This window comes from Ruegeria sp. CG3, assembly GCF_056537205.1.
Genome location: NZ_JBQFRC010000001.1, coordinates 776,910 through 800,643 on the forward strand (window position 1 = coordinate 776,910; position 23,734 = coordinate 800,643).

The 23,734-nt window shown below is 63.2% G+C and carries 19 protein-coding genes; 8 read left to right on the forward strand and 11 right to left on the reverse strand.

The window, feature by feature from the left end:
• Positions 1 to 22 precede the first annotated feature (22 nt).
• The 4 genes from trkA to hflX all read left to right on the forward strand — a co-directional run bounded on the left by trkA (position 23) and on the right by hflX (position 4,581).
• Positions 23 to 1,399 carry a Trk system potassium transporter TrkA gene (gene trkA, locus ACR0NB_RS03905; protein WP_093962234.1) on the forward strand — a complete coding sequence of 459 codons (1,377 nt, stop codon included), beginning with the start codon at positions 23 to 25 and terminating at the stop codon, positions 1,397 to 1,399.
• On the forward strand, positions 1,399 to 2,937 hold the full coding sequence (locus ACR0NB_RS03910) for a TrkH family potassium uptake protein (RefSeq protein WP_170338373.1): 1,539 nt from the start codon (positions 1,399 to 1,401) through the stop codon (positions 2,935 to 2,937). Before trkA ends, ACR0NB_RS03910 begins: the two co-directional genes overlap by 1 nt.
• 133 nt (positions 2,938 to 3,070) lie before the next feature.
• Positions 3,071 to 3,310, forward strand: a complete 240-nt coding sequence (gene hfq / locus ACR0NB_RS03915; protein WP_005982826.1) for an RNA chaperone Hfq — start codon at positions 3,071 to 3,073, stop codon at positions 3,308 to 3,310.
• On the forward strand, positions 3,310 to 4,581 hold the full coding sequence (gene hflX, locus ACR0NB_RS03920; protein WP_480774989.1) for a GTPase HflX: 1,272 nt from the start codon (positions 3,310 to 3,312) through the stop codon (positions 4,579 to 4,581). The genes hfq and hflX overlap by 1 nt, the downstream gene beginning before the upstream one ends.
• Before the next feature lie 3 nt (positions 4,582 to 4,584).
• Here hflX and ACR0NB_RS03925 read toward each other — a convergent pair whose 3' ends face one another.
• The 4 genes from ACR0NB_RS03925 to hemB form a co-directional block, all read right to left on the reverse strand.
• Positions 4,585 to 4,980, reverse strand: coding sequence for a nuclear transport factor 2 family protein (locus ACR0NB_RS03925; protein WP_170390307.1), 396 nt, complete (start codon positions 4,978 to 4,980; stop codon positions 4,585 to 4,587).
• Between the two features lie 108 nt (positions 4,981 to 5,088).
• Positions 5,089 to 7,551 carry a penicillin acylase family protein gene (locus tag ACR0NB_RS03930; RefSeq protein WP_480774990.1) on the reverse strand — a complete coding sequence of 821 codons (2,463 nt, stop codon included), beginning with the start codon at positions 7,549 to 7,551 and terminating at the stop codon, positions 5,089 to 5,091.
• Positions 7,552 to 7,704: 153 nt separating this feature from the next.
• The gene (locus ACR0NB_RS03935; protein ID WP_093962230.1) at positions 7,705 to 8,277 is read right to left on the reverse strand and encodes a lipid-binding SYLF domain-containing protein; all 573 of its coding nucleotides are present in this window, start codon (positions 8,275 to 8,277) and stop codon (positions 7,705 to 7,707) included.
• 144 nt (positions 8,278 to 8,421) lie between these two features.
• Positions 8,422 to 9,420, reverse strand: a complete 999-nt coding sequence (hemB, locus tag ACR0NB_RS03940) for a porphobilinogen synthase (RefSeq protein WP_480774991.1) — start codon at positions 9,418 to 9,420, stop codon at positions 8,422 to 8,424.
• Between the two features lie 120 nt (positions 9,421 to 9,540).
• On the opposite strand from hemB, the gene ACR0NB_RS03945 reads away from it, so the two are divergent.
• Entirely contained in the window at positions 9,541 to 10,065 is a 525-nt protein-coding gene (locus ACR0NB_RS03945; protein WP_170442896.1) for a component of SufBCD complex, read from the forward strand.
• Between the two features lie 21 nt (positions 10,066 to 10,086).
• Complete coding sequence (mfd, locus tag ACR0NB_RS03950) at positions 10,087 to 13,545, forward strand: transcription-repair coupling factor (protein WP_480774992.1); 3,459 nt, start codon at positions 10,087 to 10,089, stop codon at positions 13,543 to 13,545.
• Between the two features lie 9 nt (positions 13,546 to 13,554).
• Here mfd and ACR0NB_RS03955 read toward each other — a convergent pair whose 3' ends face one another.
• The 5 genes from ACR0NB_RS03955 to ACR0NB_RS03975 form a co-directional block, all read right to left on the reverse strand.
• The gene (locus ACR0NB_RS03955; protein WP_480774993.1) at positions 13,555 to 14,232 is read right to left on the reverse strand and encodes an SH3 domain-containing protein; all 678 of its coding nucleotides are present in this window, start codon (positions 14,230 to 14,232) and stop codon (positions 13,555 to 13,557) included.
• The gene (locus tag ACR0NB_RS03960) at positions 14,229 to 15,893 is read right to left on the reverse strand and encodes a tetratricopeptide repeat protein (protein ID WP_480774994.1); all 1,665 of its coding nucleotides are present in this window, start codon (positions 15,891 to 15,893) and stop codon (positions 14,229 to 14,231) included. The genes ACR0NB_RS03955 and ACR0NB_RS03960 overlap by 4 nt, the downstream gene beginning before the upstream one ends.
• Positions 15,894 to 15,949: 56 nt before the next feature.
• Complete coding sequence (locus ACR0NB_RS03965; RefSeq protein ID WP_480774995.1) at positions 15,950 to 17,158, reverse strand: multidrug effflux MFS transporter; 1,209 nt, start codon at positions 17,156 to 17,158, stop codon at positions 15,950 to 15,952.
• 76 nt (positions 17,159 to 17,234) lie between these two features.
• Positions 17,235 to 17,894, reverse strand: coding sequence for a DsbA family oxidoreductase (locus ACR0NB_RS03970; protein WP_480774996.1), 660 nt, complete (start codon positions 17,892 to 17,894; stop codon positions 17,235 to 17,237).
• Positions 17,891 to 19,408, reverse strand: a complete 1,518-nt coding sequence (locus ACR0NB_RS03975) for a class I adenylate-forming enzyme family protein (protein ID WP_480774997.1) — start codon at positions 19,406 to 19,408, stop codon at positions 17,891 to 17,893. Before ACR0NB_RS03975 ends, ACR0NB_RS03970 begins: the two co-directional genes overlap by 4 nt.
• Before the next feature lie 65 nt (positions 19,409 to 19,473).
• Between ACR0NB_RS03975 and ACR0NB_RS03980 the strand changes: the two genes are divergently transcribed.
• Entirely contained in the window at positions 19,474 to 20,097 is a 624-nt protein-coding gene (locus ACR0NB_RS03980; RefSeq protein ID WP_093962221.1) for a helix-turn-helix domain-containing protein, read from the forward strand.
• Here ACR0NB_RS03980 and ACR0NB_RS03985 read toward each other — a convergent pair.
• Together ACR0NB_RS03985 and ACR0NB_RS03990 are read right to left on the reverse strand one after the other, a co-directional pair.
• Positions 20,094 to 20,321 (reverse strand): hypothetical protein, encoded by a 228-nt coding sequence (locus ACR0NB_RS03985; protein WP_093962974.1) that lies wholly within the window; start codon positions 20,319 to 20,321, stop codon positions 20,094 to 20,096. The two genes, ACR0NB_RS03980 and ACR0NB_RS03985, sit on opposite strands and share 4 nt — an antisense overlap.
• A 477-nt stretch (positions 20,322 to 20,798) precedes the next feature.
• Positions 20,799 to 22,625: an extracellular solute-binding protein gene (locus ACR0NB_RS03990; RefSeq protein ID WP_170599671.1), complete on the reverse strand. Its 1,827-nt coding sequence runs from the start codon at positions 22,623 to 22,625 to the stop codon at positions 20,799 to 20,801.
• 313 nt (positions 22,626 to 22,938) lie between these two features.
• Between ACR0NB_RS03990 and ACR0NB_RS03995 the strand changes: the two genes are divergently transcribed.
• The gene (locus ACR0NB_RS03995; protein WP_480753351.1) at positions 22,939 to 23,712 is read left to right on the forward strand and encodes a 3-hydroxybutyrate dehydrogenase; all 774 of its coding nucleotides are present in this window, start codon (positions 22,939 to 22,941) and stop codon (positions 23,710 to 23,712) included.
• The last annotated feature ends 22 nt before the right edge of the window (positions 23,713 to 23,734 follow it).

A 23,734-nucleotide genomic window follows, 5' to 3' on the forward strand; every position in this document is an offset into this window, starting at 1 on the left:
CTCAGGCAGAAAGGCCAAAGGCATGAAGGTCATCATTTGTGGCGCCGGCCAGGTGGGCTGGCAGATTGCTCGGCACCTTTCGGGCGAGTTGAATGACGTCACCGTTGTGGACAACAACCCTGACCTGGTACGCCGGGCGACCGAGACGCTGGACGTTCAGGGCATCGCCGGCTTTGCCAGCTATCCCGACGTGCTCGAGCGGGCCGGAGCCCGTGACGCCGACATGATCATCGCCGCGACCCATTCTGACGAGGTGAACATGGTCACCTGCCAGATGGCGCATTCGGTGTTCTCGATCCAGCGCAAGATCGCGCGGTTGCGGTCGAAATCCTACCTCGAAGCGATCCATCGCGACCTGTACCGCCGCGACCATCTTCCGATCGACGTGGTGATCAGCCCCGAACGTGAAGTGGCCGCCGCAGCCATGCGCCGCCTGTCGGCGCCTGCGGCTTTTGACACAGAACTGTTCATGGATGGCAAGGCGCAGCTTCTGGGCATTCGGATCGCCGAGGATTGCCCGATCGTCAACACGCCCTTGCGCCAACTGACAGACCTGTTTTCAACGCTCAGCGCCATCGTGGTGGGTATTCGCCGGGACGGAACGCTGTTCGCGCCGGAATCCGAGGACCAATTGTTCGTCGGTGACGAATGCTATGTCTTTACCAGTGTCCAAGACGTTGATCGTACGATGGAGGTCTTTGGTAAATCACAGAAGAAGCAGGATCGCGTGGTAATTGTGGGCGGCGGAAACGTCGGCCTTGAAGTCGCCCGGACGCTGGAAGAACGCGAGGGCCGCATCCGTGCAAAGGTTATCGAACGTGACCGGCGCTGTGCGGAACTGGCTGCCGAGTCGCTGGAGCGTACGATCGTTCTGAACGGCGACGGCCTGGATTCCGCGCTGTTGAGCGAAGCGGGGATCGAGCGCGCGGACGCGATGCTGGCCGTCACCGATGACGATCGGACCAACATGCTGGCTGCGGTACGGGCCAAGGCCGAAGGTTGTCCGCTGGCGATTGCGCTGATCAACGACCCCAGCATGGTGGCCTTGATGGGGCCATTGGGGATTGACGCCTATATCAACCCGCGGGCCACGACCGTCAGTTCGATCCTTCGCCATATCCGGCATGGCCGGGTGCGACAGGTCTATTCGATCGGCGATGCCGAGGCCGAAGTGATCGAGGCCGAAGTGCTGTCGACCTCGCCAATGGCCGGGCAGAAACTGCGCGACATCGACTTTCCCGAAGGCGTCTTGGTCGGCGCCGTGCGCAAGGGCGACGAGGTCCTGCGGCCCACTGGCAGTCTGCGGATTGACGAAAAGGACGTGGTTGCGATTTTCGCAATGGCCAATGATGTACCCGAGGTCGAACGCCTGATGCAGGTTTCGATCGACTTTTTCTGATGGCTGTCGCCCGCGCACCCAAAATCAGCGTAATTCGGCGGCTGCCGCTGTTTCTGTTGATCACGGCGGTTGTGTCCTTGGCGATGTGGGTCCCGGCGATCTACGCCCTTGCCTTGGATGACCATCCAACGTCGCGGTCGTTCTTTTATTCGGGTTTGGTTGGGCTGTTTCTGGTCACGATCGTAGGTCTGGCGACGGCCAGCCGGCAACCGCGGCGCGGAACCTTGGGGCAGTTGGCTGTCCTGCTGGGCTCGTTGACGGTATTGCCGCTGTTTCTGGCCGTTCCGGTCCATGACGCGTTGGGGAACACGACCTTTCTGAACGCCTATTTTGACATGGTCAGCGCCATCACCACCACCGGAGCGGACCTGTTTCCCGACCCCGAGCGCCTGTCGGCGCCGGTTCACCTGTGGCGGGCACTCGTCGGCTGGATGGGTGGGCTGCTGATGTGGATCTCGGCGGCTGCGATCCTGGCGCCTCTGTCGTTGGGCGGGTTCGAGATTACCGCGCGCGGACAACCGGGCCGCCCGGTTTCTGGCGTAGCCCAGAGCGAAAGGGTCGACCCGCGGGGGCGACTGCTCCGTGTGACGGCGACATTGACCCCGGTTTATGCCAGCCTCACAGCGGTAATCTGGGTCTTGCTGTTGATCGCCGGAGAAAAGGGCCTGACGGCCATTTGCCACGCAATGTCGGTGATGGCCACGTCCGGCATATCGCCAGTGGGCGGGTTGGAAGGATCCACCGCCGGGATCACCGGCGAGGCCATCCTGTTTCTGTTCCTGTTCTTTGCCTTGTCCCGCCTGACGTTTTCAAAGGACACCGCAACAACGGGCTATTCCCGGCTGGACCACGATCCAGAATTCCGGATCGGCCTGATGATCGTCGTCGGCGTGGCGGCACTGTTGGTCTTCCGAGTGCTGGCGGGGGTTGCCGAGATCGGCGGGCAGGTGACGGGCCTGCAAACGCTGAACGTCATCTGGGGCATGTTGTTCACGGTGATGTCGTTCCTGACGACGGCCGGGTTCGAAAGCGCTTATTGGAACGACGCGCAACAGTTGTCCGGCCTGGGAACACCGGGGCTTGTGTTGATGGGGCTTGCGCTTATCGGGGGCGGGGTCGCCACCACCGCCGGCGGGGTCAAGCTGTTGCGGGTCTATGCCTTGTACCTGAATGGCGCGCGTGAACTGGACAGGCTGATCCACCCGTCATCGGTAAGCGGGGCAGGCGGTGGCAACCGCCGCATCCAGAGCCAGGGCGCGTTCATCGCGTGGGTCTTTCTGATGATGTTCGCGCTGACGCTTGCGTTGCTTGATGTCGTTCTCGCTGCCGAAGGGGTTGGGTTCGAACGCGCCATGGTGCTGAGCGTCGCGGTGCTGAGCACGACCGGTCCGTTGATCGAACTGGCCACCGATCTGCCGATCCGTCTGATCGATCTGTCGGCCGGAGCCAAGCTGACCATGTGCGCCGGCATGGTGATCGGCCGGCTGGAGACTCTGGCGATCATCGCGTTGATCACTCCGGCCCTGTGGCGGGATTGAACCGCCAATTCGGGCCTTCACGTTACTGCCTGATTTTTCATCTGGAATATCTCTGCGCGTCACTCCATACTCGCGCGGAGGGAGCGCGTTGGTCCGCAGCGCGTAAGCAAGAACAACGGCGAGATAACAAAATATGGCTTCGGACAGACAGAATCTTCAGGATGCCTTCCTGAACAATGTACGGAAAGCAAAGGTTCCCGTTACAATTTTCCTGATCAACGGCGTGAAATTGCAGGGTGTCATCACCTGGTTCGACAATTTCTGCGTATTGTTGCGCCGCGACGGACAGTCGCAGCTTGTCTACAAGCACGCGATCTCGACCATCATGCCGTCGCAGCCGATCAACCTGTATGAGGGCGAAGACGCCTCTTGATGGAACATGACCGGAGGCGCACCCGGGCTTGGGTGCTGCATCCCGATATCAAGTCAGATGATCAACGCCGCGACCCCGTTCCGGCGTTGGAAGAGGCGGTGGCATTGGCTGCCGCCTTGCCCGATCTGGATGTGGTCGGGTCCGAGATCGTGCGCCTGCCGCGGGCGCAGCCCGGCCTGCTGTTCGGCAGCGGCAAGATCGAGGAACTGGGCGCGCGTTTTGCCGAAAACGAGATCGAGCTGGTATTGATTGACGGGCCGGTCACCCCGGTTCAGCAGCGCAACCTGGAAAAGGCCTGGAAGGTAAAGATCCTCGACCGGACGGGGTTGATTCTGGAGATCTTCTCGGACCGCGCCCGCACGCGCGAGGGTGTGCTGCAGGTCGAGATGGCCGCGCTGAGCTATCAGCGCACGCGGCTGGTGCGTGCCTGGACCCACCTTGAACGCCAGCGCGGCGGGCTTGGATTTGTCGGCGGTCCCGGGGAAACTCAGATCGAGGCCGACCGCCGCGCCATCGACGATCAACTGGTGCGACTGCGCCGCCAACTGCAGAAGGTCGTGAAGACACGGACGCTCCACCGGGCCGCGCGGGCCAAGGTGCCCTATCCGATCGTGGCGCTGGTCGGCTACACCAACGCGGGCAAATCTACGCTGTTCAATCGCCTGACCGGGGCTGAAGTCATGGCCAAGGACATGCTGTTTGCCACGCTGGATCCGACCATGCGCCGGATCGAACTGCCCGACGGACCCGAAGTGATCCTGTCGGACACGGTGGGGTTCATCTCGAACCTGCCGACCGAACTGGTCGCGGCCTTCCGCGCCACGCTTGAAGAGGTTCTGGCCGCCGACCTGATCGTGCATGTGCGCGACATCAGTCATGCCGAGACCGAAGAGCAGGCCGAGGATGTGCGCACGATCATGGCCTCGCTGGGTGTGGACGATACCCGCCCTCAGCTTGAAGTCTGGAACAAGATCGACCTGCTGTCCGACGAAGACCGGCAGGCCGTGCAGGCCCGGGCCGAGCGCGATCCGGCGGTGTTCCCGATCTCGGCCGTGACCGGTGAGGGCATCGATCTGCTGCTGACCGAGATCGCCACGACCCTGCGGGGCGTGCGCCGGGAGGAGATTCTGAAACTGGGGTTTGCCGACGGCAACAAACGCGCCTGGCTATTCCGGCAGGACGTGGTGCGCGGCGAAAAACAGACCGAGGACGGGTTCGAAATCACCGTTCTGTGGACCGACAAGCAGGCCAATCAGTTCGCGGGTCTCTGACGGTCAGGCCCCTTCGATCTGGCGCTGATGGTCGTCGGCATCGAACCAGCCCAACGACGACCGGATTTTGTACTCTGCATCCAGCTCCCATTCTTCCCAGCCGCGCGTGATCACCGCATTGCCGGTCCGGGCGTGGTGCCCTTCAAGGGTCCACACGAAAATGGCGTGGGGACCGGCCCATCGCAGCATGTCGCAGCGCACCTCAAGATCGGGAAAGTCGGTATGAAACCCGCGCGCCATGTCGGCGATGGCTGCCCGCCCGACAATGGGGTCGCCGCGATTGATCGTGATCTGCCCGTCCGACGTAAAGAATTCGGCCACGGCATCGGCGTCACCCGAGCTCCAGGCGATGGCATAGTCGCGGGCTAGATTGTTCAGGGTATCGCGCAAACTGGCCATGATTTTCCCCCTCGCGCTGCAGTCCGGGCGCATCGGAATGGTAGGCCAAGCCACGGGGCCGCGTCCACGGGGCGGCAAAAAAGGGGCGGGGGTCCGCCGAAAACCTGCCTATTGCGGCATCAGATGGGTGGTCCCGACGGCGGCGGCGCGGGCCAGATCCAGGTCCAGCGACATGGGAATGTACTCACCCCGGCGCCACAGTTGCGCCTGATCGTCATAATAGCGCGACAGGAAGTGGCCCGATTGCCCGGTGGCCGTGATGAAGACCGAACTGTCGGGGTCGGCAAAGTCATAGACCCCGCGATAGCCCGCGCCGTGCACGTTCTGGAACGGGTCCGGCCCTTCGCCCGAGGTGCGTCCGCGCTGCAGGGTGTTGTCGCCGCCGCTGGTCGATTGGCGGATGTTGACGAAATAGCGCAGCACCGGAACCTCGCCCAGCACCGGGTGGTCATGGGTGGCTTGGTGGGCATCGCCCCAGCGCAGGGATTCCAGTTGGCTGCCATAACGTTCGGAGATCCAGACCAGCGCATCGTCCAGGGCCAGCCGGGCCATGTCGGTGCAGGTTTCCACCGGTGCGCTCTGCCGGACGTCGCACCAGGCCGAGGCCCCGTCGATGTCGCGGAAGACGCGTTCGATGAACAGGGGCTCGACATGCTTGAATTCCTTGGCCAGCGGCCCGAGGTCATCGGCGATCAGGCGTTTTTGCAGCGCGCGGACCCAGGCCGCGTAGATCAGCGGCTCGGGCAGGTGCTCGTTCATCTCGCCGTTCCATTCGGCCAGCAGGGTCAGGGCGATCTGGCGCTGGCGTTCGGGGGTGCCTTCGGGCGCGGCCTCGCCGGTGAACCACAGGTCGGCCCCGATCAACGGTAGCAGCGACCGCGCGGTGAAGCTGACCGTGTCCAGCTGCGCCTCGATGAAGCTGTCGCGGGTGTGCACCTCGCGGGATTGCATCAGGAATTCCCAGCGATGGACGCGCTGCGTATCGCCCCATTCATAGGACACATGCAGGGGGAAGGGCCGGTCGATGATCTTGTTGTTGGTGTTGCCCAGAACGCCGCCGGCGGGGGCCACGAATTCGGGGTTGTCGGAATAGGGCAGACGCCCCTGCCAGCGGTTTGCCGCGATCCAGCCCGGCGTCGGGATGCGGCCGCGGCTTTGGTTGTTGAGGTCGCGGCTGGGCATTGCGCCGATGAGTTTCATGCCGACGGTCGTCTTGTCGACCACCGACAGGTTTTGCGACGGTGCGATGAACCGCTCGGCAGCTTCGATCGCTTCACGCACGGTATCCGCGCTCATCAGCGCCATCGACGCGCTGATCGAGGTGTCGCGCGGGCTGAGCGCCGTCCAGGACAGCGAGGCGACATGCCCCGGCGGTGTGATGGTTTCCAGGTTGTAATGGGTGCCGGGCAGGACGGGGCCGTTCTCGGTCCAGCGCAGAGTCAGAGTGATCGGTGGGGCGTCCTTGATCTCGATGATTGAAGGGCGCGACTTGAAGGGTTTGAAGCCTTCGGGCGTCAGGTATTCCTCGGGGTTGTCGGGATTCACTCTTTCGATATGCACGTCCTGATCGTCCAGATAGGAAGAGGTCAGGCCCCATCCCAGCCGGTCGCTGCGGCCGGACATAACCGCCGGAATGCCGGGGATGGTGGCGCCGATCACGCCGCCCTTGGCCAGTTCAAGCCTTGCCAGATACCAGATCCCCGGAGCAGTCAGGCCCAGATGCGGATCGTTGGCCAACAGGGTTCCACCGGTGGCCGAACGCGAAGGAGCCGCAGACCATGCATTCGAGGCACCCGCCAACCCGCGCTGCGGGACCGGGTTCAGCCATGCGGCCGCGGGTTCAGAACTGGCGGCATAGCGGGGCAGGTCGGGAAACAACGCAGCATATTCGGGCAGCGCTGCAATACCCGCGCCAGGCACGTCGGGCAGAATATCTGACAGCCGCTGCGGATCGTTCAGCATCAACGAGGTGCGCGCCCGCAGCACTTCGTCCTGCAAGTGCCCGGACAGCTGAACCGCCATCAGCTTGATCATGGCTATGCTGTCACCAGGTTGCCAAGGAGCAACCGGTGCGTTGAACAAAAACATTTCGGGCGCGCCGCGGCCCAAGGCGTTTTCGTTGATTTCGTCCAGCCGCGCATTGACACCCGCGGCATAGGCGCGAAGAGCGGCCTTGGTGTAATCGTTCTGAACCTCGAAGGACTGATGCGCCAGCCCGTAAAGATCCAGTCGACGCATGAGCTTGTCGATATGCACGGTCCGCTGGCCAAAAACCTCGGACAGGCGCCCCTGCACGGTCCGGCGCATGACTGTCATCTGCCACAACCGGTCCTGGGCATGCGCATAGCCCAGACCGAAGAACGCGTCGGGGTCGGTCTGCCCCAGAATGTGAGGCACGTTGGCGGTGTCGCGCACGATCTCGACTGGGGCGTTCAGGCCTTTGACCTGCAGCGTTTGATCGTAGTCAGGCAGCGACTGGCTGGCCAGGAAATACACCAGACCGATCGCCGCGAGGGTCAGCAGGACCAGACCCGAGGCGATACGCATCAACCAGCGAAAGACGACACCCATCAGCAGCGCACCATTTGAATTTGCAGATCAGGCGAAGGTTAATTCATGGCTCTGGCGACCGAAAGAGGCCGCGCCGCGGAATCTGCGTCTGAAACGAAAAACTCCGCCACGGCATTGGCCAGTGACGGAGTTTTCTTGAGGGGGGGCAGGGGGTCAGGGAATAATGCGCGTGTATTTGATGCCCTCGACCGTCGCGCCCAATTGCAGCCCAGCCTGACCGAAGACCGCCGCCAGCACAGGTTTGCGCAGGGTAGTCAGGTCGGTCGACAACTGGTCCGCCTGGTCGCTGACGACATATCCAATGTCCGCGCCGGCGGTCCATCCGCTTGAGCGGCGGAAATCGTTCAGGGCGTCCTCGGTCATGAAGAACAGGACATGGGCATATTGCTGGGCGCCAATCTGCAGCCCCGCGGTACCTTTGACGGCCGAGTAGTAGTCGACCGTCGCGCCATTGATGCGCAAGGCGCCTTTTCCGTAGCCACCGCCAAAGACGAAGCCCGCCTCGGTGATCAGCGGCATGACCAGCATCCCGTTGGCCTTGTTGGCGATTTCCTGGGTGTTCGGGTAGCGGGTATACATCTCGGTCAGCGTGGCATCGACGCGGGCATCGATCGTTGCCGCGTTCGAGTTTCCGACGCCGTTGCCGCAAGCGGCGGTCAGGGTCAGTCCGGCCATGCCAAAGGCAAAGCCGCGACGGCTCAGTCGTGGTGTGTTGGAACTGCTCATGTTTCTTTTTCTCTGTCGATGTGCCTGAAAAGCCGGGTGGTCCCGGTCTTGTGTGCAAGAATACGCCGAACGGCGTCGGGTGTCACGGGAAAACCGGCAGGCCAAGGCCGGCCGATCGGCGAAAAATCGCGGAGTCCCGCGGGATTAGCCGTGCAGAAGCCGGGCGACCTGCGGTGCGAAATAGGTCAGGATGCCGTCACAGCCCGCGCGTTTGAAGGCCAGCAGGCTTTCCAGCATCACCTTTTCGCCGTCGATCCAACCGTTCTGCGCCGCGGCCTGGATCATCGCGTATTCACCCGACACCTGATAGGCATAGGTGGGTGCGCCAAACGTGTCCTTGACCCTCCGGCAGATGTCCAGATAGGGCATGCCGGGCTTGATCATCACCATGTCGGCGCCCTCGGTCAGGTCGCGTTCGATCAAGCGCAGCGCCTCGTTCGAGTTGGCCGGGTCCATCTGATAGGTCTTCTTGTCGCCGGTCAACGCGCCCGAGGCGCCCACCGCATCGCGGAAAGGTCCGTAGAAGGCGCTGGCATACTTCGCGGCATAGCTGAGGATCATGACGTCGTGATGGCCGGCGGCCTCGAGTGCCTGGCGCATCGCGCCGATCCGGCCGTCCATCATGTCGGACGGGCCGATGATGTCGGCTCCGGCCTCGGCCTGGGCCAGCGTCATCTTGACCAGCGCCTCGACCGTTTCGTCATTCACGATCTTGCCGTCCACCACGTATCCGTCGTGGCCGTTGATGTTGTAGGGGTCCAGCGCCACGTCGGTCATCACCGCGATCTCGGGCGCGGCCTGCTTGATCGCGCGGATGGCGCGGTTCGACAGGTTGTCGGGGTTCCACGCCTCGGCACAATCCTGCGTCTTGAGGCTGGGATCGGTGTAAGGAAACAGGCAGATCGCCGGGATGCCCATAGCCTGCGCCTCGGCTGCGGCCCTGGCGATCAGATCGACCGAGCGGCGCACCACGCCGGGCATTGAGGGCACGGGCTCTTCGATGCCCTCGCCATCACGAACGAACACCGGCCAGATCAGGTCATCAACGGTCAGGGTGTTCTCGCGCATCAGGCCCCGGATCGCCTCGGACTGGCGGGCGCGACGAAAGCGGCCGTGGGGGTAGGGGGCGATTGTCGGTTTCATGGCGCGTTCTCCTTGAACATTCGCGCATTGGGTGGCATGAATTTGCACAGGTCTCAAGGGTACCAATAGCCGCGCCGTTGCGATAGAACCGCCTGAGAATTTTGAATTAAAGGACCGAGTTTGGACTGGTACTCCACGATCTTCGAGCTCATCGACATGCGCAGTTTCTCGAATCTGTGGTATTGGATCGCGCTTGCGGTGCTGTGGTCGACAGCCAGCCATTGGGTGATGGGCGTTCCCTATGATCTGGTCGTGCGCGCCCGCCGCGTCGGAGGCCAGGCCGAGACCGACCTGCTGGACATCGTGCGGATCAACACCAATCGCATCCTCTACATTGCCGACGTTTCGGGGGTCGTGATCCTTGCGCTGTGCTGTTTCCTGTTCGCGGGGCTGGCGACACTTGGGTTTTACTATCAGGTCGAGTTCGCCCAGGCGGTGTTCCTGCTGTTGTTCCCGATGGTTCTTGTCGGCGCAAACAGCCTGCGGGTGGCCCGGAACCTGCGGCGGCAGGAGTTGTCGATTGAAGCTGTGTCCAAGGCGCTGCATCGGTGCCGGCTGGCGACGCAGGTCATCGGTATGTTTGCGATACTGGTCACTTCGATGTGGGGCATGTATCAGAACCTTTCGATAGGCGTTCTGGGATAGCAGATTCAGAAAGGCAGCGTGATGAAGGCTCCGAACCACGTGACAGTCGGCGGCGCCCCCGAGGGGTTTGACGCGCAGCTGGTGCTGAACGAGGTTGCCCGCTCGGGCGGGCCGGTTCTGCATGTGGCGCGCGACGACAAACGTGCCGAGGCGATGCGCGCGGCGCTGCGTTTCTTTGCGCCCGACATGCCGGTGATCCTGTTTCCCGGCTGGGATTGCCTGCCTTTTGACCGGGTGTCGCCCAACCCCGACATCGCGGCGGCGCGGGTGGCGACCCTGGCGGCACTGGTGCACCAGATGCCCGAGCGGTTCGTTCTGCTGACCACGCTGAACGCGGCCACCCAGCGCGTGCCGGCGCGCGACGTGCTGCGGCAGGCGGCGTTCACCGCTCGGGTCGGTCAGCGCATCGACGAGGCCGCGCTGCGCGATTTTCTGGTGCGCATGGGTTTCAGCCAAAGCCCCACGGTGATGGAGCCCGGTGACTATGCCGTGCGCGGAGGGATCATCGACATCTTCCCGCCGGGCGAGGCAGGGCCGGTGCGGCTGGACCTGTTCGGTGACGTGCTGGACGGCGCGCGCCGGTTCGATCCGGCCACCCAGCGCACAACCGAAAAGCTTGATCTGGTCGAGCTGGCCCCGGTTTCCGAGGTAATACTGGACGAGGCCGCCATCACCCGGTTTCGTCAGAACTATCGCATCGAATTCGGCGCGGCCGGCACGGATGATCCGCTGTACGAGGCGGTCAGCGCCGGGCGCAAGCATCAGGGCATGGAGCACTGGCTGCCCCTGTTCCACGAAAAGCTGGAAACGCTGTTCGACTATCTGCCGGATGCGACGATCACGCTGGACGATCAGGTCACGCCCGCGCGTCTGGCCCGGTGGGACAGCATCGCCGATCAATACGAAACCCGGCGTCTGGCGCTCGAGAACCGCTCGCGGATGGATTCGGTCTATAAACCCACGCCGCCGGGCCTGCTGTATCTGGACGATGACGCCTGGACCCGGGCGGTGGCGCAGCGGCGGGTGCTGCAGTTCAGCCCCCTGCCGCAGGCCAGCGGCCCGGGGGTGATCGACGCGGGCGGTCGGATCGGGCGCAACTTTGCCCCCGAGCGCCAGCAGGAAAGCATCAGCCTGTTCGGCGCGCTGGCAAGCCACATCAAGAACAAGCTTGAGAAGGGGCCGGTTCTGGTCGCTTCGTACTCCGAGGGCGCGCGCGAACGCCTGACCGGGTTGATCGAGGATGAGGGCCTGGCCGAGGCAATTCCCGTTTCCGACGGCTCGCGCATCGGCAAACGCGGCCTGCACTTGGCGGTCTGGGCGTTGGAGCACGGCTTCGAGACGCCCGACATGACCGTGATCTCGGAACAGGACGTGCTGGGCGACCGCCTGATCCGCCAGCCCAAGAAACGCCGCAAGGCCGAGAATTTCCTGACCGAGACCCAGTCGCTCAGCCCCGGCGATTTGGTGGTGCATGTCGATCACGGCATCGGCCGGTACATGGGCATGGAGGTCGTGAGCGCCCTGGGCGCCGCGCATGAATGCCTGCTGCTGGAATATGCCGAAGGCGCCAAGCTGTACCTGCCGGTCGAAAACATCGAACTGCTATCGAAATACGGGCACGAGGAAGGTTTGCTCGACAAGCTGGGCGGTGGCGCATGGCAGGCCAAGAAGGCCAAGCTCAAGGAACGCATCCGCGAGATGGCCGACCGGCTGATCCGCATTGCCGCCGAACGCGCCTTGCGCAAGGCCCCGATCATGGACCCGCCGCCCCACGCGTGGGAGGAGTTCAGCGCCCGATTTCCCTATCAGGAAACCGAAGACCAGTTGCGCGCCATCGCCGACGTGATGGAGGACCTGCACTCGGGCACGCCGATGGATCGCCTAATCTGCGGCGACGTGGGCTTTGGCAAGACCGAGGTCGCCATGCGCGCGGCCTTTGTTGCGGCCATGTCCGGCCTGCAGGTGGCGGTGATTGCGCCCACAACGCTGCTGGCCCGTCAGCACGCCGCCAGCTTCAAGGACCGGTTCCGGGGCTTCCCGCTGGAAGTCAGGCAATTGTCACGCTTCGTCTCGGCCAAAGAGGCGCAGCAGACCCGCGAAGGGCTGGCAAAGGGCACGGTCGATATCGTGATCGGGACCCATGCGCTGCTGGCCAAGGGCATCCGGTTCCAGAATCTGGGCCTGCTGATCATCGACGAAGAACAGCATTTCGGCGTGGCCCACAAGGAGCGGCTCAAGCAGCTGCGCTCGGACGTGCATGTGCTGACACTGACCGCAACGCCGATCCCGCGCACCCTGCAACTGAGCCTGACCGGCGTGCGCGACCTGTCGATCATCGGCACGCCGCCCGTCGATCGTCTGGCGATCCGCACCTATGTCAGCGAGTTCGATGCCGTCACCATCCGCGAGGCACTGCTGCGTGAGCACTATCGTGGCGGGCAGAGTTTCTATGTGGTGCCGCGCATCTCGGACCTCCCCGAGATCGAGGAATTCCTGAAGGAACAGCTGCCGGAACTGACCTATGTGGTGGCCCACGGCCAGATGGCCGCGGGCGAGTTGGACGACCGGATGAACGCCTTCTATGACGGCAAGTATGACATCCTGCTGGCCACCACGATCGTGGAAAGCGGTTTGGACATTCCCACCGCGAACACGATGGTCGTTCACCGGGCCGACATGTTCGGGCTGGCGCAGCTCTATCAGATCCGGGGCCGGGTGGGGCGGTCCAAGACCCGCGCCTATGCCTATCTGACCACCAAGCCGCGCGCGCGGCTCACCCCGGCGGCCGAAAAGCGGCTGCGGGTTCTGGGCTCGCTCGATACGCTGGGGGCGGGGTTCACGCTGGCCAGCCAGGATCTGGACATTCGCGGCGCGGGCAACCTGCTGGGCGAGGAACAGTCGGGCCAGATGCGCGACGTGGGATACGAGCTCTACCAGTCGATGCTGGAAGAGGCGATCGCCAAGATCAAGGCCGGCGAGATGGAGGGGCTGAGCGAGGCCGACGACCAGTGGGCGCCGCAGATCAACCTGGGCGTTCCGGTGCTGATCCCCGAGGACTACGTGCCCGATCTGGACGTGCGGTTGGGCCTCTACCGCCGCCTGTCGTCGCTGTCGACCAAGGTCGAGCTCGAGGGCTTTGCCGCCGAGTTGATCGACCGGTTCGGTCCGCTGCCGAAAGAGGTGAACACGCTGCTGCTGGTGGTGCGGATCAAGGCCATGTGCAAACGCGCCGGCATCGCCAAGCTGGACGGCGGACCGAAGGGAGCAACGATCCAGTTCCACAATGACAAGTTCGCCTCACCGCAAGGTCTGGTCGAGTTCATCCAGAACCAGCGCGGGCTGGCCAAGGTCAAGGACAACAAGATCGTGGTGCGGCGCGACTGGAAGAAGGACAGCGACAAGATCAAGGGCGCCTTTGCCATTGCCCGCGATCTGGCCGAGAAGGTCGCCGCCGAGAAAAAGAAGAAGGCCAGCGCCTGAGGGCGCGGCCTAGTCCCCGGCCACGAACGTACACAGCTGCCAGTCACCGCTGTCCGACTTCACGAAGGCCGCGCGATAGCCGACCATCGACCACAGGAATTCGGAATAGATATAGCCGCGCGTTCCGTCGGTCAGGATGACGCCCTGATATTCGGCCTCTTCCAGATAGTCCGGCACGATCACCACCTCGTGGCTGATCAGGTCCAGAATGGGCGCGCCGCGGTTTGGGGCCTGGCGCAGGGTGACATCCTGACCGGTCACGAAATAGGCGGTGAACGGATCCAGCTTCGCTGGCAGGGTAAGCCGCCACTGGTGCGGCATCCAGAATTCGCCATCCTCGTCGAAATAGCCGGGCTGGGCCAGCGTGGTCTCGAGGTCGCGCCAGTAGTCCTCGCGGATGGTGGCGGCATGACGGCGGTCGGACTCGGGTAGGCTCTCGGGATCGACCGTCAGATTGGCGCGGAACGTCTCGGGGCCGTCCTCGTCGCCGTGGCTGGTGTAGATCTCGGGGCAGGTGGCGGCCATCACGCCCTCGAGGTCGCGGGCGGCGACCTTTGCGCGCAGGTCCGCACGAAAGGCTTCCAGTGCCGGGTCTTGGCTGGCCTCGTCCACAGGCGGAAAGGTCTGACGGTCGGCCCAAGCGGGACCGCAGCACAGCGCGATCAGCGCAGCGTTCAACAGTTTCATTCAGCGGCTCTCATCGCGGCCTGGGCGCAGAAGCACGAGGCGCCGACGCTGCGGTCGGCCCGCGCCAGGGCCAGTTCAAGTCGTTGTCGGATCAGCTGCAATTCCTCTACCGCGCCACGCGCCTTGAGGCAATCGTGCAAGCCCTTGAGGCTCCAGACATTGTCGGGATGGATCGAGGCGCGGCTGAGGGTGCCGCCCAGACCCAGATCCTCGCGATAGACGGCTTCGGCCTCGGCCACGTGGCCCTGCTCGAACAGCAGCGCCCCCAGCGCGTGGCGGGTGGGCTGCATCCAGCCCCAGGGCTCGTCATAGGGCAGATTGTCGTCCAGCTCGACCGAGCGGCGCAGGTGGGCGAAGGCCGTGTCGAAATTGCCTTTGCGGTACTCGATCTCGCCCCGCAGCATCTCGCGCGCGATCTCCAGCAGGTCGATTACACGGTTATTGTGCAGCAGACGGGTTTCGGGCACGCGGTCCTTGGCGGCGAGGAACAGCAGTTCCTCGGCCTCGGCCTCGGCCACGTCGCCGGTGGCAGCATGGGCGATGGCGCGGGCGTAATGCGTGGTGGCCGTCACCGTCAGATACAGGTCGGGATCGGGGGGCAGGGGCAGGGCCTTGGCTTCTTCCCATCGGCCAAAGCGGATCAGGATATGCGGCCCCATGGCCATGTAGCTTTCGAAGTAATCCGCCATGGGCGGGCTTTCGATGCGCAGCATTTCCTCGGGCGTGGTGTCCCACAGGCCCTTGTTGGCACGCAGGGCCGGCTCCATCTGGCCCAGGAACAACGCGCCATAGATGACGAAATGGTAATTGTGCTGGCGATAGCCGGTATAGATGTTGAACGCGCCCTCGCGCTGGTAATATTTCAGATCGGCGATGACCGCCTGTTCGTTCCAGTGGACGACGTTCTGGTAGTGTCCGCACAGCACGTCGATATGGGTGGGCATGTGCACCAGATGCCCGGCATCCGGCACCAGCGTGCGCAGCACGTCACCGGCCTTCAGCGCCTTTTCGGGCGTGGGCGACATCTCCATCAGGTGCACATAAAGGTGCAGCAGACCCGGATGCGACATCGCCGCCGGATCGTTGGCCATGGCCCATTCCAACGCCTCCTGCGCTTCCAGCGTGGCGGCGCCCTCGGCGGGCTGGCCTGTCCTCAGGTCCCACATCTTCCACGGTGTCAGGTTCAGCAGCGACTCGACATAGATGGTGCGCAGGTCCAGATGGTCGGGCTGGGCCAAGAAGGCGGCGCGCATGGCGTCGGCGAAGTCGTGGTCCCAGCGGTGCATGTCGGGCGCCGGATCACGCTGGGGATAGCGGGCAGGTAGGGCGCGGATCAGTTCGCGCTCGACCGGCGTGCAGCGATCCAGCAAGGCCAGTGCGCACTGGGTCGCGTCATAGGCGCAGTTCAGCGCCTTGGCCTTGCCCGCATCGTCCAGCAGATCCCAGGGCAGGTTGTAGTTGGCCCCGGCGGCATAGGCCACGCCCCAATGGGCCATGGCGCAGTCCGGGTCATGTTCCAGTGCGCGCTGGAAACACACGACCGCCTCTTCATGGTTGTAGCCGTAGGTCCAGACAAGGCCCCGGTTGAACCAAAGCTGCGCCTGATCCGAGGACGTGGTGACGGGGCAGCCATGCGTGCCCAGATCGTAATAGTCGCTCATGCCGAACTCTCCCCTGACTGGGGCGAGCCTAGCGCAGTTCAGGTGCGCTGCACAGGTCAGGCGGGAACGCGGTCTTCTATCCGGCCCATGTGGACCATCAGCCCGAAGGCCAGCACGCACATGGTCAGGATGCCGATACTCAGCGGCCCCAGCGTACCGTCGAACAGCAGCCCCACCGGCGCGGCGATCGCGGCGGCCAGCACGGTCGAGATCGACCCGATGACCGAGGCCGCCATGCCGGCGATATGGCCCATCGGCTCCATCGCGATGGCATTCAGGTTGCCCATCGTGACGCCGGCCATGAAAAAGACCGTGGTCTGCCAGAATACGAACAGTGCAAACGAGGCCTGCGACGACAGGTTCGACATGTTCAGGGCAATCACCAGCGAGGTGATCAGGATCTGTCCGGCCAGCGCCCAGGTCACCATACGGCGCATCCCCACGCGCACCACGACGGCCGCGTTCAGCAGGCTGGCCGAGCCGGACATCAGCGCCACGAATCCGAACCAGAAGGGGAAGCTGTCGGCGCGGTCGTGGATCACGTCATAGATCGGCTGCACCATGGTCAGCATGGTGAACAGCATGCCCATGCACAGGGTCTGGACAAAGATCGACAGGCGCACAGTGGGGTGGGCAAACATCTCTTTCACCGCACCGACCATCAGCGGCAGGCGGAACGGGCGGCGGTTTTCCGGCGCGAGGGACTCCGGCAGTCGGAACCCCATCCAGACAATGATGACCAGCGCGAACAGGATGAACGACATGAATACGCCGCGCCAACCGGCGAAGGCAATCACGGCGGCTCCGGCCATCGGCGCGATGGCGGGCACCAGGGTGAAGATCATCATTGCGATGGACACGATCCGCGCCATTTCCCGGCCCGAGAACAGATCGCGGATGATGGCCATGGCGACTACGCGGGGCCCGGCGGCCCCCAGCCCCTGAACCACCCGGGCGGCCAGAACCAACTCGAGCGACGAACTGGCCCAGGCCACGGCCGATGCCAGAATATAGACTGCTGCTCCGGCAAAGATCACCGGCCTGCGTCCGACCGCATCCGAGATCGGGCCGGTGAAGAACGTGCCGATCCCCATTCCCAGAACAAAGCTGGTCAGGATCAACTGCGCCCGGTTCACGTCATCAGGGCTGAGCTGCGCGCCGATCTCGGGCAGGGCAGGCAGCATTGAATCAATCGAAAATGCGATGGTGGCAAACATCATCGCGATCAGCGCGATGAATTCGGCCTTGGAGATACGGTCAGCCATGCGGGGACTCCTTGCCCCAACGCGCTAACACGACAGGGCAAGGTGGGCTAGGTGCAATCGCGCACAGAACTCTGTGCTAATCTGCAGAGGAAGGCTCAAGCTGAGACATGATTTCGCCGATCACTTGCGCCCACAATTCCGGTGGTTGCGCCCCAGGGACCGCGTGCTGGTTGGCGACGATGAAGGTGGGGACCGAGTTTACGCCCATCTCACGCGAGTGCGTATCCCGCTGACGAATGTCGTCCCGGTCGGCGTCGGATTTCAGCAGCTTCAGAACAACTGCGGCGTCCATGCCCACGCTGTCGGCGATGTCGGCCAAAACCTCGTGGTCGCTGATGTCGCGGCCCTGCACGAAATACGCAGTGAACAGCGCATCCACCACCTGGTTCTGCTTGCCCTCGATCCCTGCCCAATGGATCAGGCGATGGGTGTCCAGCGTGTTCGGGGTGCGTTTCATGGCCTCGAAATCGATGTTCAGGCCGGCCTTTTCGGCATGCTCCACCACCGGCGCATAGGCGCGAACCGCACCCTCCTTGCCACCGAATTTGCGTTCCAGGTATTCGCGCCGGTCCATGCCGCCTTCGGGCATGTCGGGGTTCAGCTGGAACGGATGCCATTCGATCACGAAGGGATGGTCCGGGACCGAGGCCAGCGCCTTGTCCAGGTTGGTCTTGCCGATATAGCACCACGGGCAGATCGGGTCGGACAGGATATCAAGCTTGACGGTCTGGGTCATTCTTCGGGTGCCTTGAAATAGGCCGGCAAAGCACGGCGCAGGAGTTTTCCGTTGCCCCCGGTGGGCAGTTCGGGAAGATGGATGAAGGCGCGGGGTTGCTTGTAGCGCGCCAGGTTGGCCTCGACATAAGCGCGCAGGGCGGTTTCGTCCAGTTTTTCCGGCCCGGAATAGAAGGCGGCGATCACGAAAGTGTCCGGTTTGACCTCGATCGCCGTCGCGCCGACCTGAGAGATTCCGGGAAAGCGCGACAGGACGGATTCGACCTCGACCGGGGACACCCGGTATCCGCCTGCGTTCATCATGTCGTCGTCTCGCCCCAGATAGGTGATCTGCCCATCCACGGCCATCGCGCCCTGATCGCCGGTCAGGAACCAGTCGCCCTGCATGCGCGCGCGGGCCTCGTCCGGGGCGTTGAGATAGGTCAGCATCAGCCCCGGGTCCGAGCGGTGAATGGCGATGGTGCCTTCCTGCCCCTGCGGAACCGGCCCGTCGGGCCCCAGGATCGCCACGCGGCGCCCCGGTTGCGGCCGTCCCAGCGCATCGCCGCGCGCGGGGTGGGACGGGCTGGATGAGATGAAGGTCGAGCATTCCGACATGCCGTAGGCCTCGTACAGCTCGGTCCCGGTGGCCTGTACCCAGCGTTCGTGCAGGGCGCGCGACAGTTTCTCGCCGGCGCTTAGGCCGTGGCGCAGATCGGGCAGGGGCAGCGTGTCCGCCGCGTTCAGCATCTTTCGGTACACGCCGGGGGCGGCCGCAAAGATCGAGGCGCGGTGGCGGCGCAGCAACCCGGGCAGGGCGGCCGGGTCGGTTCCGGGTTCGGGGATCAGCGCGGTGGCGCCGATGGTCCACGGGTCCATCAGGCCGGTGCCCAGCGTGTAGGTCCAGTTGAACGCGCCCGCGTGGCACAGGCGGTCGGCCTCACGCAGGCCGTACCAGCCATCGACCATCATCTGCCGCGCCCAGATCGCGCGATGCGCATGGGCCACGGCGCGTGGCTTGCCCGAGGTGCCCGAGGTATAGACGACATAGGCCATGCGTTCCGGATCGCCCATGTCGAACGACGCGGGCGGCAGGTCGCGCATGGCGGCAAGGTCGGTCAGGCCGATCTGGTTGGGATGCGCGGCACAGGCTACGGTCGGATCGCGCAGAACTGCGGCTGGGTCCAGCTCCCGGATCATCCGCTCCGTTTCCGGCTCGGTCAGTTGCGAGGAGGTCGGTACCGGGATCAGCCCGACGGCGATCGCCCCCAGATAGGCTATGGGAAAATCGACCGTATTGCCCAGACGCATCAGCACGATGTCGCCGGGCACCAGGCCCGCACGCAGCAGCCCGGTTCCGGTGCCCAGAACCGCGGATTTCAACTTCGCAAAGGTCCAGTCGTCCGAACCGTCAGGGCGCAGCACGGACAGGGCCACCTTGTCGGGCGTGGCATCGGCGCGGCGCAACACATGGGCGGCCAGGTTGAACAGCGCGGGGCAGGGCGTCGGCGGCCCCTGATCGAAGATCGACAACATGCGCCTTGGCTATTGCCCTTTGTCACGCGTTGCAAGCGCGCGGCGCTGGCCCTATAGAATGACGCATGACGAGCAAAGACCACAAATCCATCGTACGCATCGCCCGCGACAACGGTTCCCGCACCGAGCTGGAGCCGGTAGATCTGGGTGCCCGCGTGCGTGAACTGCGCAAGGCGCGGAAATGGACCCTCGAGCAGGCGGCGAACCAGGCCGGGTTGGCCCGGTCCACGCTCAGCAAGATCGAAAATGGCCAAATGTCGCCGACCTATGATGCGCTCAAGAAGCTGGCGATCGGTCTCGAAATCTCTGTACCGCAGCTGTTCACCCCGCCCGAGCGGGATCAAGTGATCGGTCGCATGGCGGTGACCAAGATGGGTGAAGGCACCGCGCACGCCACTACGACCTACGAGCACGAGTTGCTGGCCGAAACGCTGACCAAGAAGCAGATGCTGCCCTATCGGGCCCGCGTGCGCGCCCGGTCAATGGACGAGTTCGACGGCTGGGTGCGTCACGATGGCGAAGAATTCCTGTATGTGCTGACCGGCGTGATCCGCCTGTACACCGAGTTTTATGAACCGGTTGAGATGCGTCGGGGCGACAGCGCCTATTACGACGGCAGCATGGGGCACAACGTGATCTCGGTAAGCGATGAGGATGCGACCATCCTGTGGGTCACGTCGCTGGCCTAACGCCGGGCAAGCTCGCGGTTCAGGCCTTCGGTGTAAAGGAAATCCTCGACCTCTTCATGGGCCTCGTTCACCGTCAGGTGGTGCCGCTCGGCCAGATAGGCCTCAAAGCGTTTCCTGTCCGTCCTCACGCGCGCCATATCCTGATCGCGCAGGTTCGGAAAACGGCGCTTGGCACGTGCGTAGGACGCGCTCCAGTCTTGTGTCAAATCAGTCCAGTTCAACATCTGCGAGCCTTCCGTGGTTCGGGTTTCAGGACTGCTCTTCCCCAGACCAGCGTACGGAGCGCGCAGCCCGCGCGAAGACATGACAAAATGTCGCAGGTGTGGGTGCTGCAAAATCAAAGCGGTTTTTCACGCCGTGCTCGGCTCGTTTTCCCACTCACTGTCGGTTTTGGCGATCGTTCAAATGCTCGCACTCTGGACTGCGCCGAATACAGGGCTTTGTTCTATCAAAGAAATCTGTTTTCGGTGCAGGTGTCCGTTGCGTCGATCCTCACTTGGATTGCGAGATATCGTGGTAATAGGCGTTCCACCCGCAAAAAGTAGTCAAATGCTCTAGAAATAGCGGCCAGCGGATTTGTTCGATCGCCTTTTGGTGTTTGGTCACATGTGCCGAAAATTGCCGACGCCCGCGCGGCGTCCGATCCGAGCTAAGTGCATCACTTGAAATGGGCAGGGGCACAAGCCCCTACTGGTTGCCTGCTACTCCTCGTACCACCAGACATCGGGCATGAACTGCGGTCCGTCGCCGTAGATTGGCAAGATCTGAGGATGCTTCATTTCCTTCACATGGGCGATGCGGCCAACATCAAAGCTCCAGATCGGAATGACATACCGTCCGGCGGTCAGAACCCTGTCAAGCGCGCGGGTGGCGGCCACGAAATCCTCACGGCTTTCCGAGGCCAGCATCGCATCGATCAGCCCATCCACTGCCGGAGAGGTGACCCCCATCAGGTTGCGTGTCCCTGAAGCATCCGCGCCATCGCTGCCCCAGTAGAGGCGTTGTTCGTTGCCCGGCGACAGCGACAGCGCGCGGCGGAACGGGGTCATGTCGAAATCCAGCTCGGACACCCGCTGGGTGTATTGTGCGTCATCCACCTTGTCGACGGTCAGCTCGATCCCCAGCCGTTCCAGCGCACGGGCATACATCTCGGCGATCGCATCCACGTTCTGAACCACATTCAAGCTTCCCTGACTGATGACCAGGGTTATCTTGAGGGGCTCTCCCGCTGCGTTCTTCAGCACGCCGTCCTGGATTGTCCATCCGGCTTGCTCCAGCAGATCAGCGGCCTTGCGGATGTCCCTTCGGTTGCGAACCGAGTCGTCGCCCTCGGGCAGAACATACCCTTCCAAGGTTCCCGGCAGCAGATCAGCCGCGTAGGGTTGCAACATCTCAGCCACCCGACCGGTTGCCGGTCCGGGTTGCATCGCCAGTTCAGACCCCGAGAAATACGAGGTGATCCGAGGCTGAGCACCGCCCGTGATCGTGCCGTTGATGAATTCAAAATTGAACGCAAGGGTCAGCGCCTCGCGCACGCGCCAATCGTCAAAAGGCGCTTTGCGCGTGTTCATGACCAGACCTGTCATGCCCGAGGGCTTTTTATGCGGGATCTCGGTTTTGATGACATCGCCGCGCTGAACGGCCGGGAAATCGTATTGTGTGGCCCATTTGTCGGCGTTGAACTCGCGGACGGCCGACAGCGCGCCGGCCTTGAAGGCCTCGAACAGAACCGTCTGGTCGCCGTAGAACTCCAACCGCATCTCGTCGAAATTCATGGTACCCCGGCGGAACGGGACATCGTTGCCCCAATAATCCGGATTGCGTTTGAGGTTCACGAAACGCCCGGCCTCGTAGTCATCGATGACATAGGGGCCGGTGCCGATCGGGACATCTTGCAGCGCTGCCTCGGCGAAATCCTTGCCCTCCCATTGGGCCTTCTTGAGGATCGGCCGCAGCCCTGCGATCAGGGCCAGCTCGCGGTCTGGCTCGTTGAAGATGATCCGGACCGAGCGTGGTCCGGTCTGCTGAATGCTGTCGATCTTGGACCACAAACCGCGATAGCGCAGATGCCCCTGCGTTCCGAGGGTCTCGTAAGACCAGATCACATCATCAACCGTGACCGGCGATCCGTCAGAGAATCGGGCAGTCTCACGCAGGGTGAATTCGACCCAGGATCGGTCCGGTGCGGTGTCGATTGATTCGGCCAAAAGCCCGTAAAGAGTGAAAGGTTCGTCCCAGGAACGGCCCATCAACCCCTCGTGGGTCCAAAATCTCAGCTGCCACGGGGCGGTGCCTTTTTGCACAAACGGGTTAAGACTGTTATAGCCGCCGGTGTTGCCGAACACGACCTTGCCGCCCTTGGGCGCGTCGGGGTTGGCATAAGGCAGCGACACAAAATCCGGTGGTAGGGCCGGGTCTCCATACATAGCTATGCCATGGGTCGATTCTGCTTGCGCTAACGTGGCGACAACCGAGGCAGCGATTCCCGCGATCAACGGGCGGATGGGACGGAGAATATCGGGGCTCATTTTGGAAACAATCCTGCTCTGGCCTTATTTTGTTGGGATTCACCGTACCGATGATTTTTCTTATTATCAAACTTTTAGCTTGGATGACGGCGCGGAATTGCTTATAAAGGTTCCACTGCTCGATAGGTTTCTTGCCTGTATGAAACCTGCCTCAATAACTTAACGCCCGCTTCGTGCGGGCGTTTTTTTCTGCCTCGAGCTCCCTGATTCCAGCCCATAAATCGACCGTATCCGCAACCGGGTCTTTCCCGTTTATTTTGCAGGTGCAGCATGGCACTGTGTCTCCAAATCATGAGTCTGTGGGAGACCCCAAATGAACCTGTCGGGAAAAACAGCAATCATCACCGGATCGAACTCGGGCATCGGGTTGGGCATCGCGCGCGAATTGGCCAAGGCGGGGGCCGACGTGGTTCTGAACTCGTTCACTGATCGCGATGAAGATCATGCGCTGGCGGCCGAGATCAGCAAGGAAACCGGAACCAACGCGCGCTACATCAAGGCCGACATGTCCAAGGGCGAGGAGTGCCGCGCGCTGATCGAACAGGCCGGAGCCTGCGACATCCTGGTCAACAACGCTGGCATTCAGCACGTCGCGCCGATCGACCAGTTCCCGGTCGAGAAATGGGACGCGATCATCGCCATCAACATGAATTCGGCCTTTCACACGATGGCGGCGGCGCTCCCGATGATGCGCAAGGCCGGGTGGGGGCGGATCGTCAATATCGCCTCGGCGCATGGGCTGACTGCATCGCCCTACAAGGCGGCTTATGTGGCGGCCAAGCACGGGGTCGTCGGCATGACCAAGACCGTTGCGCTGGAAACCGCGCAGGAGCCGATCACCTGCAACGCCATCTGTCCGGGCTATGTGCTGACACCGCTGGTCGATGCGCAGATCCCCGACACGATGAAGGAATACAACATGAGCCGCGAGGACGTAATCAAGAATGTCATGCTCGAACGGCAGCCTTCGAAAGAGTTCGCGACCGTCGAACAGCTGGGCGGAACCACCGTGTTCCTGTGCTCGGACGCCGCGGCCCAGATCACCGGCACCACGATCTCGGTCGACGGCGGGTGGACCGCGTTGTGATCCGCGGCGCGCGCCGGGGCTG